This is a genomic window from Geomonas sp. Red32 (assembly GCF_023652955.1).
In the GTDB taxonomy this organism is placed as follows: domain Bacteria; phylum Desulfobacterota; class Desulfuromonadia; order Geobacterales; family Geobacteraceae; genus Geomonas.
Window position 1 is genome coordinate 87499 of the sequence record NZ_JAKLOY010000012.1, and the last position, 14248, is coordinate 101746.

The window sequence follows — 14248 nt, forward strand, 5'->3', positions numbered from 1 at the left end:
AAGGCTTGGAGAATCTGATCAATCGAGAGGGTGTACTGTATGTGATCTCGGCCCCGTCTGGAGCCGGTAAGACCACGCTCTGTAAGGAAATTATTGACAAATTCCCTAACTTGCGGCATTCTGTAAGCTACACGACGCGCACCCCACGTAGCGGCGAGGTGCATGGGCGTGATTATTTTTTTGTGGGTAAGGAAGAATTCAAACGGATGGTCGATGCCGGAGAATTCGCCGAGTGGGCCGAGGTCCACGGCAACTTCTACGGCACCTCGCTGGCAACCTTGAAGGAGTGCCGCTCCCAGGGGATCGACCTGATCCTCGACATCGACTGCCAGGGTGCCCGGCAGTTGAAGAGCCGTTTCGAGGGTGGCGTCTACATCTTCGTACTTCCCCCGAGCATCGCCGAACTCCGCCGCCGGCTCGATACCCGCAGCCTCGATACCGCCGAGGTCATCGAGCGCAGGATCAATAACGCCGCCGGCGAGATCAAGGAATCCCGCTGGTACGACTACATCATCGTGAACGACGATTTCGAGGTCGCGGCGGAGCAGTTGAAAAGTGTGTTGATCGCCGAGCAGTGCCGGACCTCCCGGCTCTTGGCTTCTCTCGCCGCCACCTTCGACATCTGAGGGCGGGGCGCTACCAACGATAACTCTTACTTTCAGATACCAAGGAGTGTGAACAATGGCCAGGGTAACCGTCGAAGATTGTCTCGAGAAGGTGGATAACCGCTTTCTCCTCGTGATGCTCGCCTCCAAGCGGGTGAAGCAGCTTTTCAAAGGGGCCAAGCCGCTGATCGACAACAGGGGCGCCAACAAGAACGTGGTCGTCTCCCTGAGGGAGATCGCCGCTGGAAAAATCGGCTGCGAGCTCGGCAAGAAAGGTCGTTGATAGAAGAGGGGGGGACTCGTCCCCTTTTCTCGCTCGCCTGGGGCTGACGGCAGAGGGGGGATCGCCCCGTGGTCGTTGGCCCTTTCTTTTTCGAAAACATCGGCAAGAGGCCAAGGCAATAGAACGCGGATGACGCGGATGGGACGGATTTACGCGGATAAACCTTGAGAAAAGGGTAACCCATGGCTTGATCCGCCGTTATCCGTGCCTTCAGATTTTATCCGTGATCCCGTTGTCCCTGCTGTTGGTTACCAACGTACCTACATGATCCGACTGAACGACATACTCGAGAAAGTAGCCGCCTATAACCCGGGGGCCGACCTGGACCTGCTGCGGAAGGCGTACGTCTTCTGCGCCAAGGTCCACCAGGGTCAGACGCGCCTCTCCGGCGAGCCGTACCTGATCCATCCCATGGAGGTGGCCGGTATCCTGGCCGAGTTGCGCCTGGATGTCGCCGCCGTGGTCACCGGCCTTCTCCACGACACCGTCGAGGATACCCTGGCCACCCACGAGGAGCTGGAGTCGATGTTCGGCGCCGAGGTGGCGAGGCTCGTCGACGGCGTCACCAAGATCGGCAAGATCCACTTCAAGACCCGCGAGGAGAGCCAGGCCGAGAACTTCCGCAAGATGCTCCTCGCCATGGCCACCGACATCCGGGTCATCCTGGTGAAGCTCGCCGACCGCCTGCACAACATGCGGACCCTGCAGTACCAGCCGGAGGCCAAGCAGCGGACCATCGCCAAGGAGACCCTCGACATCTACGCCCCGATCGCCAACCGGCTGGGGATTTCGTGGGTGAAGGGCGAACTGGAAGATCTCTCCTTCCGCTACCTCGAGCCGCAGCTCTACTACGATCTCGCCTCCAAGGTGGCCAAAAAGAAGCAGGAGCGGGAATCCTACGTCGCCACGGTCAAGGAGATCATCAAGAAGCAGCTGGCCGAGCACGGGATCAAGGGGGACGTCTCCGGGCGCTCCAAGCACCTCTACTCGATCTGGCGCAAGATGCAAAGCCGCAACGTCGACATCGACGAGATCTACGACCTGATCGCCATCCGCGTCTCGGTGGACGACATCCGCGAGTGCTACGAGGTGCTGGGGATCATCCACTCCACCTGGAAGCCGATTCCGGGCCGCTTCAAAGATTACATCGCCATGCCCAAGGGGAACATGTACCAGTCGCTGCACACCACGGTGATCGGGCCCCTGGGCGAGCGGATGGAGGTCCAGATCAGGACCTTCGATATGCACCGGGTGGCGGAGTCGGGGATCGCGGCCCACTGGAGCTACAAGGAAGGGAAGGGGTACGACGAGAAGGAGGTCCGCCGCTTCACCTGGATCCGCCAGCTTCTCGAGTGGCAGTCGGAGCTCGACGACTCCAAGGAGTTCATGGACACCGTCAAGGTGGAGCTCTTCCCGGAGGACGTCTTCATCTTCACTCCCAAGGGGGACGTGAAGGGGTTTCCGAAGGGATCGACCCCGATCGACTTCGCCTACTCGGTCCACACCGACGTCGGCCACCGCTGCGTCGGCGCCAAGGTCAACGGCAAGCTGGTTCCGCTGAAGTATGAGCTGAAGACCGGCGACATCGTCGAGGTCATCACCTCACCGCACCACACCCCGAGCAAGGACTGGCTGAAGATCGTCAAGAGCTCGCGGGCCCGCAACAAGATCCGCGCCTGGGTCAAGACCGAGGAGCGCCTGAAAAGCATCACCCTCGGCCGCGAGATCTGCGAGAAGGACTTCCGCCGCTTCTCCGCCAACCTCAGCAGATTCCAGAAGACCGGCGAGCTGAAGAAGGCGGCCGTCGAGTTCGGCTTCCAAACCGAGGACGACCTGATGGCGGCGGTGGGGTACGGGAAGCTCTCCTCCCACCAGATCCTCGGCAAACTCCTGCCGGCCGAGAAGCTGGAGGCCGCCCAGGAGCGGAAGGAAACCCGGATCGGCAAGGTGATCGAACGGCTCAAGGGGAAATCCTCCAGCGCCATCCAGATCAGCGGCGTCGAGGACGTCCTGGTCCGCTTCGGGAAGTGCTGCAATCCGCTTCCCGGCGACGAGATCACCGGCTTCATCACCCGCGGCCGCGGGGTTACCGTGCACACGGCCGACTGCCCGTTCGCGGCCGCGCTCGAGCCGGAGCGGCGCATCGACGTGGCCTGGAACAAGGGGAAAAAGAGCGCGCTGCCGGTCCGTATCCGGGTGGTCTGCAACGACGAGAAGGGGATCCTGGCCAACATCGCCACCGCGATCACCAACTGCGAGGCGAACATCTCCAGCGCCTCCATTCAGAGCACGGTGGACAAGAAGGGGGAAAACCTCTTCGAGGTGGACGTGACCGATCTCGATCACCTGAAGAAGGTGTTCGGGGCCATCATGAAAGTGAAGGGTGTCTTGAAGGTCGAGCGCCTGAAGAGCTAAGAAACGGAGGGGGATATGAAAAAACAGATCATCGCAACCGAACAGGCCCCCAAGGCCATAGGTCCCTACAGCCAGGGAGTAAAGGCGGGGGGCTTCCTGTTTCTGTCCGGCGCCATCGCGCTCGACCCGGCCACCGGTGAAATGGTGGGGGGCGGGATCGAGGCCGAGACCGAGCGGGTCATGAAGAACATCGAGGCGCTTTTGGCCGCCGCAGGCGTCGGCTTCGGCGACGTCGTCAAGACCGTCATCTACCTCGCCAGCATGGGCGACTTCGCCACCGTCAACGGCATCTACGGCCGCTATTTCGAGAGCGAACCGCCGGCCCGGGTGACCGTCGAGGTCAAGGGACTGCCGCGTGGCGCCCTGGTGGAGATCGAGGTGACCGCGGTTTGCGGGTAGGCTTCGCCGTTTCCCGCCGGCTGCCGGGTGGCAAAAATAAAGCCGCGGACGCATTGAGCGCCGCGGCTTTAGGTTTCCTGGCAGAGTCGGGACTAGAGGGCTTTGGTCACGTGCCCGGAGCGAATGCAGCGGGTGCAGACCTTGATGCTCCTGACGGTGCCGTTCCTCACAGCCTTGACCTTCTGCAGGTTCGGGCGCCAAATCTTGCTGGTTTTGTTGTTGGCGTGGCTGACGTTATTCCCGAAGCTAGGGCCTTTACCGCAAATTTCGCAAATTCTGGACATATCTTTCTACCCTCCGGTGTTTACTGAAGTCGTAAGTTATAGCAGATGAATCCCGGGGATGCAAGAGGAAATCTTTCTCTTTCCTTGGGTTCCACATAGAAGGTGCAAATAATGGCTGTTTTGAAGGGTCTTATCTCGCTGTTCATCCTGTTGCTGCTGATCGTCGGCGTGCTGTTCGTCGATTTCGTCTACAAAACCTTCTCTCTCACCCCGCGCGACGTTCAGGCCGACGCCATCGTCGTGCTGGCGGGCGGAAAAGGGCGTATCGAGGAAGGGGTGAAGCTTTTCCGGGCCGGGCAGGGGCGGCAACTGCTGCTGATCGGCGTCGATCCCATGGTGAAAAAGCACGAACTCTTCCGCGGCCCTAGGTCCGAGAGCGTCTTCTTGGAGAAGGAATCGAGGAACACCGTGGAGAACGCCATCTACGCCCGGGACCTGATCGTGAAGCACAAGATCACCTCGATCAAGCTGATCACCTCCCGCTACCACATGAAGCGGGCCACCCTGATATTCAGAAACTCCCTCCCGAAGGACATCGCCATCTATCCCCACCCGGTGGACAGCCGGAATTTGAAGGAAGACTGGTGGGTACATGGCGGCAGCTTCAAGCTCCTCTTCTCCGAGTTCTACAAGTACTGCGGCTTCCGCCTCTTCTTCATGTTCGCCCCCGGCGAGCTCCGTCCCCTGCCGCTGGGGGGCTAGCGTTGCCTCCAGCTGAATCTACTCCAGCAGCGAACGGACGCGTTTGGTATCCTCTGGGGTTGCCGGGGTGTAAACGACGAGAGTCAGGTCGGGACGGCCGTCAACGGCGAAAGAGGAATATTCCAGCGTCAAGGTCCCGGCCACCGGATGATGGAGTTGTTTGATTCCTTCACCGTGTGACAGGATGTCATGGTCGCGCCACATGGAGTCGAACTCCGGACTGGACAGGCGCAGTTCTTCAATCAGGAGCTTTACGTCTCCTGTCGCTCCCGTGCGGGCAATGTCGGCCCGGAAAGCGGCAACCACGGAACGGGCGACCCTTTCCCAATCGGTCTGAACGGACCGCACCTCGGGGCTGGTAAAGAACAGCCTCAGGATGTTGCGCTGGGATGTTTCGAGCGCGTTGTAGTTTCCCAGCACCAAAGATGCTGCCTTATTCCACCCCACGATGTCCCAAACCGAAGTCCTCACGAACGCCGGACTGTACTCCAGAGCATCGAGAATGCGTTGCAGGCGCGGCGTGATCCCCTCGACACGCTTGTAGCGAACCTCGGGCGGTCGCCCCAGGGCGAGCAGGTAAAGGTGCTCGCGCTCGGCATCGGTCAGCAGCAGCGCGCGAGCGATGCCATCCAGGGCACTTGCCGAAGGAGCGCCCCCGCGCCCTTGCTCGAGCCAGGTGTACCAGGTGGCGCTCACGTTCGCGCGCTGGGCAACTTCCTCTCGCCGCAACCCGGGAGTCCGCCGGCGAGTCGTAGAATACCCCAAAGCCGCAGCATCCATCTTGGTGCGGCGGTCCTTCAGATATGTTCCCAGAGCCTTCTCTTTGTCCGTTGTCATCCTTTATCCTATTACCAGCTATACCAGTATAAAGTCACTACTTTACCAGAATATAGCACGAAGATACTATGGTCCTGCCACTTAATTGATTCCGCAACAGGGAAGTTCTCAACGAGAATGAGCAGGTCAAAAGATTACCCGAAAGGAGATGCAACATGCGTGTATTCGTTACTGGTGCAACAGGATTTATTGGTATAGCCGTAGTGAGAGAGCTTGTCTCTGCCGGCCATGAAGTCCTCGGCCTTGCCCGCTCGGATGCGGGGGCACACTCCCTGGCCGATGCCGGAGCGGATGCTCACCGGGGCTCGCTCGAAGATCTCGACAGCTTGCGCAGCGGTGCCTCGGCTTCCGATGCCGTCATTCACCTGGCCTTCGTTCACGATTTCTCCCGGTTCCAAGAAAACTGCGAAATCGACCGGCGTGCCATCGAAGCTTTAGGCTCCGTACTTGCCGGGTCGGCCCGGCCTTTAATCGTTACCGCCGGGACTGCGGGATTGGCGGGGCCCGGGCAAGTTGCCACCGAAAACGACACCGTGCCGCCGGATTTCCCCTTCCCGCGCGTTTCGGAGCAAGCCGCTCTCGCATTGCTGCCGAAGGGCGTGAGCTCCGCAGTCGTACGTTTGCCCCAGGTTCACGATACCGTGAGGCAGGGGCTTGTCAGCTACGCCGTCGCGATAGCGAAGGAGAAAGTCGTGTCTGCCTACGTGGGAGAGGGGGGAAACCGCTGGTCCGCGGCGCATGTTCTCGACGTCGCCCGCCTGTACCGGCTGGCGCTGGAGAAGCATCAACCGGGGGCCAGGTATCACGCGGTTGCCGAAGAAGGTGTCCGGATGCGGGAGGTGGCCGAAGCCATCGGCCGGGGATTGCAGGTACCGGTGGTTTCTCTGTCCGGGGATGAGGCCCAGGCCCATTTCGGCTGGCTGACCATGTTCGCCAGCCACGACCTTATGGCCTCGAGCCTGTTGACCCGGGAAAGACTGGGATGGAGTCCTGTGGGCCCGGGACTGATCGAAGATCTGGAGCGTATGGATCTCACCACCCTTTAACGGCCGCATGTCAATCTGGCGCTCTTCTCCATTGGCATAGGAACGCCCCTGGCTGTGTCAGTCGCAGCCAGGGGCGGCTAGGCCGAATCATGGGGAGGTGCCAGTGTCAGGGCCCGGCAGGGAGCTGGGCCACCATGGTGGGATTTCGCCGGGAAGAGCGGCCGGTTGCTTGTTTTCTTTCGGGATGGTGATGTCAAAGATCTCTATCGGTGAAATCGATAAAGCGATTGACCACCTCTTTGATCCTGGAGAGCGCTTCGCTGAAACGGCGGTGGCGGGCTTCAGACGCGGCGTCGTCGGGAGACCAGACCTGCTTGACCGTGCTTAAAGGGATCCATTCCCGCCGCGAGACCCGGTCGTAGTTTTCCGTTATTCCGCAGCACACCGCCCTGTTCCATTCATCCTTGCTGCCGGACAGCCACTTTGCATTGAACTCGTGAAACGTGGGGCTGTCTCCGAAGTTCATTTCACTCACGTCGATCGCCGTTGCCCCCCCTAATTGGTCCCGATGCACCTTTTCCACGTAAGCGACATGCCAGAAGTTCTTGATGGTGAATATGGCGACATCTCCCTCCGTGATGTCGGCAATGCCGGTGTTTTTCAGTGCGGGCATGTCGTCTTTAGTAGGTAAGGGAAACGAGGGGATGCGCTCTTTTACATAGTCCACGCAATAGCCGTGTTTTCCTATCCAGTCGCCACAGTTACAGCTGACGGCATAACAGCAGGTGTCGGCGGCGCTAAGTAGCGCAGCCAGTACGATTATCGCAAAAACCTTCACTTCTAACCCCCAAAACGTGACCGCCGGACAGCTCTCCGGCCGCAATGATCCAAAGCAGGATCGCCAGCGCCAAATTCGTTGCGCGCGAAGACAGGGCGATAGCCACGAAACCGCTGGTGATTCCACGCGGGTTCCGGGCCAGCACCCTATACGCCAATCACACCGGTCTGATGGTGCAGTACCGGTGGATGCGCAGTGCGGCGTGTATGATCAGCTTATGGATGTGGGGGGCGAACGGCCAACGGTAGAGGGTGTAGGCGGGGACGCGTACCGTGGCGGTACCACGTCGGAGATTTTATAGAAGAAAAAGTTGGTTGCAGCTACCAGCGCCGGCTCAACCGTGACGACGTCGTTTTGCTGCTTCTGGCAGTTTGCGACGGTTTTCTGCTGGCTTTCGACTACTGTCCGGTTGGTTGCTTTAGGACGGTGGGGGCGTGACAGGTCGGGGACATGCACCCCTGCCATCAGGAGGCTGAGGGCGACCAGGAAAATGATCTGGATCTGCAGACGTTGATTGAGGCGGGTAGTCATCATTGTAACTCGCCACCTTAGTAGCACGTTTTTCCGTCAAAGGAAAGAGCGGAGTCCTGAGCGCGATGAGACGATCGGAAAGCCGCCGGAACAAAAATCCCCCGCAGATGGGGTGGGGAAATCCCCCTTCGCAAGGGATCCCTTGGGCCGTTGTGACCGGGGGAGGGGGAGGAGACTCATGGGGAATCAGGGTGGCAGCAAATGAAAAGGGACGCCGGTCTGGCGTCCCTTTTTTGTGCTTGATGAGGAGTTCGGCTATTCCGCTTTTTCCTCGATCCTCGGGAAGAGGGCCTCGGCTTTCTTGATGAGGGAGCCGGGTTTGAGGCCGCCCCAGGCGAGGTCTTCTTTGGCCGGGGGCTCGGTGACGCTGAGGTAGCTCAGCCCCTTCTCGGAGGTCTTCGGCATGAAGGGGGAGAGGAGCGTGTAGACGATCCTCTGCGACTCCAGCATGTAGTACATGACGGTTCCCAGCCGCTCCTTCTGGGCCGGGTCCTTGGCCATGGTCCAGGGGGCCGTTTCGTCGATGTACTTGTTGCCTGCCGAGATGACCTCCCAGATGGACTGCAGCGCCTTCGAGAAGGCCAGGTCCTCGAGGTGGCCGTCCACCTGCTCGATCATGGCGACGGTCTTCTCGCGGTAGGCGGTATCGACCTCGGCCTCGGCGCCCGGCTGCTGCAGGACGCCGCCGAAGTACTTGCCGAGCATGGCGGTCGAGCGGTTCAAAAGGTTACCGAGGTCGTTGGCCAGGTCGGAGTTGATGCGGGCGATCAGGGCCCCGTGGGAGAAATCGCCGTCCAGTCCGAAGGGGACCTCGCGCAGGAGGAAGTAACGGACCGCGTCCACGCCGTATTTCTCGATCAGCATGTTCGGCTCCACCACGTTCTGCAGGCTCTTGCTCATCTTCTGCCCTTCGATGGTCCACCAGCCATGGGCGAAGACCTTCTTCGGCACCGGGAGCCCGGCCGCCATCAGGAAGGTCGGCCAGTAGACGGTGTGGAAGCGGAGGATGTCCTTGCCGATCAGGTGTACGTCGCACGGCCAGTACTTCTCGAAGTCCCCCCCCTCGTTGGGGTAGCCGAGGGCGGTGATGTAGTTGGTCAGCGCGTCGAACCAGACGTAGACCACGTGCTTGTCGTTGCCCGGGACCGGGATCCCCCACTGGAAGGTGGTGCGGGAGATCGACAGGTCGCGAAGCCCCTCTTTGACGAAGGAGACGATCTCGTTACGGCGGCTCTTGGGCTGGATGAAGTCCGGGTTCGCCTCGATGTGGGCGAGGAGCTGCTCCTGGTACTTGCTCATCCTGAAGAAGTACGACTCTTCCTTGAGCTTCTCGGTCGGGCGGTTGCAGTCCGGGCACTTGAAGTCGATCAGCTGGGTCTCGGTCCAGAAGGTCTCGCACGGGGTGCAGTACCAGTCCTCGTACTCGCCGAGGTAGATGTCGCCCTTCTCCATCACCCGCTCGAACATGGTGGCGACGCCCTTCTTGTGGCGCTCCTGGGTGGTGCGGATGAAGTCGGTGTTGGAGATCTCCAGCTTCTCCCACAGCGACTGGAAGCGCTTCATGACGCGGTCGGCCAGCTCCAGCGGGGTCTCGCCGGCGGCGGTGGCGGCCTTTTCGACCTTCTGGCCATGTTCGTCGGTGCCGGTGAGGAAGAAGACGTCGAAACCCATGAGCCGTTTGTAGCGCGCCAAAACGTCCGCGGCCAGCGTGGTGTAGGCGTGGCCGATATGGGGGACGTCGTTGACGTAGTAGATGGGGGTGGTAACGTAGAAGGCCGGTTTCATGATGGTTTCTCCTTTTTGCGTTCCTTGACGTCCTGCGGGCGCCGGTCGCGGCGCTGCTGCTTGGCGGCCTGGGCGGCCTTGCCCTTGTCCTGCTGCCCCTGACCCTCGCCCTTGCCCGGCTGCGGCTTCTTCACTTTATCGCTGACCTGGTCCGGAGTGATCTCGTCGCCGTTCAGGATGACCATGCTGTCGTCGGTGGTTTTGAGGGTGACCGTCCCCTGCAGGACGTTGACCTTGACCACTTCGCCGTCCACATGGCCGCACTGGACCCTCTTGCCGCACTTGGGAAGCCCCTTTCTCAGGCTGCAGTAGGTGTCGAACTCGTAAGAGAGGCAGCAGAGAAGCCTCCCGCACTGGCCGGAGATCTTGCTCGGGTTGAGGGCGAGATTCTGCTCCTTGGCCATCTTGACCGAGACCGGCTCGAATTCCCTCAGGTAGGAGGAGCAGCAAAGCTCCCTGCCGCAGATCCCGATCCCCCCCACCATCTTGGATTCGTCGCGCACCCCGATCTGGCGCATCTCGATCCTCGTATGGAAGGCGTGGGCGAGGTCCTTGACCAGCTCGCGGAAGTCGACCCGGCCGTCGGCGGTGAAGTAGAAGATGGCCTTGCTCCCGTCGAAGAGGTATTCCACCTTGACGAGCTTCATGTCCATCCCGCGTTCCTTGATGCGGGTCAGGCAGAACTTGTGGGCTTCCTTTTCCTTGGCGGCGTTGGTGGCCAGGGCGGCGAAATCGGCCGCCTCCGCCATCCGCTGGAGCGTCTTGGCCCCTTCCGGCAGCAGCGAGTCGTCGATCTCGATGGGGCCGGCCACCACGTGGCCTATGCTTTTGCCGCGCTCGGTCTCCACGATGACCCGGTCCCCCGGTTTCACCTGAAACTTGCCGATCAGGAAGTCGTAGAGCTTGCCCGCCGCGGTGAATTGTATCCGTGCTATCTTTGCCAAAAATCCTCCATGGTACTGCTGCTGCTTTTACCGGCCGCCTGGCAGCCGGTTGTGGCCGTGAAAGCGGCCGGTGCTAGCCGCGCACGCCGCTGGCGAGGTGCATGAAGAAGACCTCGAGGGCGAGCCGTGCGTTGACGTTGCGGGAGAGAAGCGATCTCAAGTGGACCAGCTGTTCGATCAGTTCCATCACGCTCCCCTCCGATCTCCGCGACGCCTCGAAGGCAACCAGGTGCTCCAGGTCGGAGTTGGCGAGCCCCTCGGGGATCGAGCGGTAGATCAGGATGTCGCGCAGAAACGACAGGAGCAGTTCCAGGAACCCCGGGAGCCCCTCCTTGTCGGCGGCCATCTCCTCGGCCGTCTGGAAGAGCGCCTGGATGTCGCGGGTGTTCAGGGCGAGGACCCGGTTGAGGAAGGCGACCCTTCCCTCCAGCACCCCGTCGGCCCCGATCTCCTTGGCGCGCTTGAGGCTTCCCCCGCACAAGGTGGCCGCCACCCGCGCGGCCTCGGCCGGGAATCCTTCCCGCACCAGCCGCTCCTCAACGAGCTCGACCGGCAGCGGCTGGAACGCCAGCGACTGGCAGCGCGACTGGATGGTCTGCATGACCGCCGAGCGCTCGGGCGTGATGAGGATCATCAGCGCGTCGCCCGGGGGCTCCTCGAGGGTCTTCAAAAGCGCGTTCCCCGAGGCCTGATTCAGCTTCTCGGCACCGTCGATGATGCAGACCTTCTTGGGTGCCTCGAAGGGGCGGTAGGCGAGCTCCTTTTGCAGCTCCCGGATCTGGTCGATCTTGATGAAGGCCCCCTCCGGCTCCAGGATATGGAGGTCGGGGTGGTGGCCGCTTGCCAGCTTTTTGCAGGAGGGGCAGACTCCGCAGCCGTCCTCCTTGCCGCAGAAGACCGCCTGCACGAAGGCGAGGGCCGTCTTTCGCTTCCCGCACCCCTCGATTCCGGAGAAGAGGTAGGCGTGCGAGACCCTCCCCATGGAGATCGAGCGCTTCAGGATGGAGATGGCGGCGTCCTGGCCGGTGACGTCGGAGAAGGCCATCTAGCGGACCCGGCCTCCGCCGAAGGCGGCCCGGAGCTTGTCGGGGAGACGGGAGGCGATGGCGGAGACCAGCACCACCTCGGTCTGCTCCACGCTGCCGGAACCGTCCACCACCACGAAACGGTCGGGATAGGTGGCGGCGAGCCTCAGGTAACCGTCCCGGACCCGCTCGTGGAAGCGGACCGACTCCAGCTCGAAGCGCTCCTCGCGGGCCCCCGTGGTGCTCTCGATGCGGGCCAGGGCACGGGTGAGACCGACCTCGACCGGACAATCGATCAAGACGGTGAGCTGCGGCTGGAGGCCGCCGGTGGCAAGCTCGTTCAACTGCCCGATGGTCTCCAGGTTAAGCTCCCGCCCGTACCCCTGGTAGGCCATGGTCGCATCGGTGAAACGGTCGCAAAGGACGATGTCGCCGCGCTCCAGTGCCGGCGCGATCACCTCCTGCACGTGCTGGGCGCGTGCCGCAGCATACAGGAGGAGTTCGGCCAGTGGGACCATGTCCCGGTTCTCGGCGTCCAAAAGGATCGCCCGGATCTTGTCGGCCACCGGGCTTCCCCCCGGCTCGCGGGTCGCGGTCACCCGTTCCCCGGCCTCCTCGATCCGCTCCTTGAGACGCTTCAGCTGGGTCGTCTTACCGCATCCTTCGACACCTTCGAATGTAATGAAAAAGGCCATATCGACGCTCTCATGATTACGGTGAAAATCGGTAAATTATAGGAGAGGGGGGTGCACAATGCAAGATTTAAATCGACGCAAAGCCGCATGACTATTGCCATGGCGGGGCCCTTTGGCTATAGTGGCGCAAACACGGGGGGAGCGGTATTTCTCATGGACAATTCGGAGCACGACAACCTATCGGGAATCGAGGAGAAGCTCGGCTACCGCTTCAAGACGCGCACCCTGTTGCAGGAGGCGCTGACCCACCGGACTTACGTCAACGAGGCGGGGGGAGGGCGGGACAACCAGCGGCTCGAGTTCTTCGGGGACTCGGTGCTCGACTTCCTGCTCTCGGAGATCCTCCTGACCCGTTTCCCCGGCTGCCGGGAAGGTGAGCTGACCCGTATGAGGGCGGCGCTGGTGGACGAGGTGAGTCTCGGCCGGATCTCGGCGGCCCTCGGCATCGGCTCCGGCCTGAGGCTTGGGCGCGGCGAGGATAAAGGGGGAGGGCGGGAGAAGCGCTCCCTTTTGGCCGACGCCTTCGAGGCGGTGCTGGCCGCCGTTTACCTGGACGGGGGGATCGAGTCCGCCCGCAGCGTGGTGAACGGCTGTTTCCTGCCGCTCTTGGATTCCCACGAGACGCTCTCCGGCCGCGACTTCAAGACCGACCTCCAGGAGCGGGCCCGCATCGTGCGGCACGAGCTCCCGAGCTACCGCCTGAAGGAGATCAGCGGTCCCGACCACGACCGGCGCTTCACGGTGGAGGTCTATCTCGGCGACCAGCGGATGGGGGAGGGGACCGGAAGGAGCAAGAAGGAGGCCGAGCAGGCCGCCGCCCGGGCCGCGCTCGCCATGATGAAGGGGGAAGGTTGAAACCGGTCCTGGTTCCCTTCTTCATCCCGCACCTGGGATGCCCCCATCGCTGCATATTTTGTGACCAGGTGAAGATCGCCGGTGCCCGGAGCGTACTCCCCGATCCCGCCGAACTGCGGGGCCGGATCGCCGAGTACCGGAGCGCCGCACCGGGAAGGGCGCTGGAGGTTGCCTTCTACGGCGGGACGTTCACCGCGCTTCCTATCGAAGACCAGCGCCGGTTGCTGGAGCCTCTGCAGCCGCTAATCGCCTGCCGCGAGGTGCAGTCGGTGCGGCTTTCCACCAGGCCGGACGCCATCGATCCCGGCACGGTCTCCTTCCTCCTTTCCATGGGGGTTACCACCGTGGAGCTCGGGGTGCAGTCGATGGACGGCCAGGTCCTTACGCGCTCCCGCCGGGGGCACACTGCGGCCGACGTGGAGCGGGCCGTTTCTCTCCTTGCCGAGGGCGGTGTCTCGGTCGGGATCCAGCTCATGCCGGGACTCCCGGGAGACAGCGAGGAGCGCTCGCTCGCTTCGCTTCGCCGGGTGCTGGCCCTTTCCCCCTCCTTTCTCAGGATCTATCCCGCCCTGGTCATCGACGGCACCGAGCTGGCCGATCTCTACCTCCGGGGGGAGTACCGTCCGCTCTCCCTGGACGAGGCGGTCTCGGTCTCGAAGAAGATGCTGACCGCGGCCAGGAAGGCTGGCGTCCCGGTCGTGCGGATGGGGCTGCAGCCGACGGCGGAGCTGGAGGCGCCGGGAGTGATCCTGGCCGGGCCGTATCACCCCGCCTTCCGGCAGTTGGTGGAGGGGGAGCTGATGTACGATCGAGCCTGTGAGCTCGCCGCCGGGCTCCCGGCGGGATCGGAGGTTACTTTCGCCGTTTCGCGCGGAAAGGTTTCCGACCTGGTGGGGCAGCGGCGGCTTAACGTAAAGCGGCTTACGGAACGGTTCGGGATCCGGGTGGCTGGCGTTAGAGAGGATGACGCGCTGGCCGAAGGGGAGGTTTCCTTGACCGCACGTGAGAGCGAACGAATGTGAACAAGGGGCGCTTCGGTGTATACTGAGTAGTGCCGTTAATCC

At 62.0% G+C, this 14248-nt stretch carries 16 protein-coding genes; 8 read left to right on the top strand and 8 right to left on the bottom strand.

The features are described from left to right. The first annotated feature begins 17 nt into the window (after positions 1 to 17). The 4 genes from gmk (at position 18) to L4X63_RS22380 (ending at position 3702) form a co-directional block, all read left to right on the top strand. Positions 18 to 626 carry a guanylate kinase gene (gmk, locus tag L4X63_RS22365; RefSeq protein WP_250680956.1) on the top strand — a complete coding sequence of 203 codons (609 nt, stop codon included), beginning with the start codon at positions 18 to 20 and terminating at the stop codon, positions 624 to 626. Positions 627 to 681: 55 nt separating this feature from the next. Continuing rightward, positions 682 to 888: a DNA-directed RNA polymerase subunit omega gene (rpoZ, locus tag L4X63_RS22370; protein WP_250680891.1), complete on the top strand. Its 207-nt coding sequence runs from the start codon at positions 682 to 684 to the stop codon at positions 886 to 888. Between the two features lie 264 nt (positions 889 to 1152). Next, the gene (locus tag L4X63_RS22375; RefSeq protein WP_250680892.1) at positions 1153 to 3303 is read left to right on the top strand and encodes a RelA/SpoT family protein; all 2151 of its coding nucleotides are present in this window, start codon (positions 1153 to 1155) and stop codon (positions 3301 to 3303) included. A gap of 15 nt (positions 3304 to 3318) precedes the next feature. Then, positions 3319 to 3702: a RidA family protein gene (locus tag L4X63_RS22380; protein WP_250680893.1), complete on the top strand. Its 384-nt coding sequence runs from the start codon at positions 3319 to 3321 to the stop codon at positions 3700 to 3702. A gap of 92 nt (positions 3703 to 3794) precedes the next feature. Here L4X63_RS22380 and rpmB read toward each other — a convergent pair whose 3' ends face one another. Further along, on the bottom strand, positions 3795 to 3986 hold the full coding sequence (gene rpmB / locus L4X63_RS22385) for a 50S ribosomal protein L28 (RefSeq protein ID WP_250680894.1): 192 nt from the start codon (positions 3984 to 3986) through the stop codon (positions 3795 to 3797). A gap of 111 nt (positions 3987 to 4097) precedes the next feature. Between rpmB and L4X63_RS22390 the strand changes: the two genes are divergently transcribed. Further along, a complete protein-coding gene (locus L4X63_RS22390; RefSeq protein ID WP_250680895.1) occupies positions 4098 to 4688 on the top strand; it encodes a YdcF family protein in 591 nt (196 codons plus the stop codon). 18 nt (positions 4689 to 4706) lie between these two features. Here the strand turns inward: L4X63_RS22390 and L4X63_RS22395 are convergent, their stop codons facing one another. After that, the gene (locus L4X63_RS22395) at positions 4707 to 5525 is read right to left on the bottom strand and encodes a helix-turn-helix transcriptional regulator (protein ID WP_250680896.1); all 819 of its coding nucleotides are present in this window, start codon (positions 5523 to 5525) and stop codon (positions 4707 to 4709) included. A gap of 155 nt (positions 5526 to 5680) precedes the next feature. Here L4X63_RS22395 and L4X63_RS22400 point away from each other — a divergent pair, with 155 nt between their 5' ends. Continuing rightward, a complete protein-coding gene (locus tag L4X63_RS22400; protein ID WP_250680897.1) occupies positions 5681 to 6571 on the top strand; it encodes an SDR family oxidoreductase in 891 nt (296 codons plus the stop codon). Positions 6572 to 6764: 193 nt separating this feature from the next. Here L4X63_RS22400 and L4X63_RS22405 read toward each other — a convergent pair whose 3' ends face one another. The 6 genes from L4X63_RS22405 to tmk form a co-directional block, all read right to left on the bottom strand. Further along, positions 6765 to 7349 (bottom strand): hypothetical protein, encoded by a 585-nt coding sequence (locus L4X63_RS22405; RefSeq protein WP_250680898.1) that lies wholly within the window; start codon positions 7347 to 7349, stop codon positions 6765 to 6767. Positions 7350 to 7559: 210 nt separating this feature from the next. Further along, positions 7560 to 7883, bottom strand: coding sequence for a hypothetical protein (locus tag L4X63_RS22410; protein WP_250680899.1), 324 nt, complete (start codon positions 7881 to 7883; stop codon positions 7560 to 7562). Between the two features lie 252 nt (positions 7884 to 8135). Next, on the bottom strand, positions 8136 to 9665 hold the full coding sequence (gene metG / locus L4X63_RS22415) for a methionine--tRNA ligase (RefSeq protein WP_250680900.1): 1530 nt from the start codon (positions 9663 to 9665) through the stop codon (positions 8136 to 8138). Further along, positions 9662 to 10609, bottom strand: a complete 948-nt coding sequence (locus tag L4X63_RS22420; RefSeq protein WP_250680901.1) for a PSP1 domain-containing protein — start codon at positions 10607 to 10609, stop codon at positions 9662 to 9664. Before L4X63_RS22420 ends, metG begins: the two co-directional genes overlap by 4 nt. 73 nt (positions 10610 to 10682) lie before the next feature. Further along, entirely contained in the window at positions 10683 to 11654 is a 972-nt protein-coding gene (holB, locus tag L4X63_RS22425) for a DNA polymerase III subunit delta' (RefSeq protein ID WP_250680902.1), read from the bottom strand. Then, a complete protein-coding gene (gene tmk / locus L4X63_RS22430) occupies positions 11655 to 12329 on the bottom strand; it encodes a dTMP kinase (RefSeq protein WP_250680903.1) in 675 nt (224 codons plus the stop codon). 153 nt (positions 12330 to 12482) lie between these two features. Between tmk and rnc the strand changes: the two genes are divergently transcribed. Both rnc and L4X63_RS22440 read left to right on the top strand, forming a co-directional pair. Next, entirely contained in the window at positions 12483 to 13184 is a 702-nt protein-coding gene (gene rnc, locus L4X63_RS22435; RefSeq protein ID WP_250680904.1) for a ribonuclease III, read from the top strand. Beyond that, positions 13181 to 14206: an elongator complex protein 3 gene (locus tag L4X63_RS22440; protein WP_250680905.1), complete on the top strand. Its 1026-nt coding sequence runs from the start codon at positions 13181 to 13183 to the stop codon at positions 14204 to 14206. The genes rnc and L4X63_RS22440 overlap by 4 nt, the downstream gene beginning before the upstream one ends. The last annotated feature ends 42 nt before the right edge of the window (positions 14207 to 14248 follow it).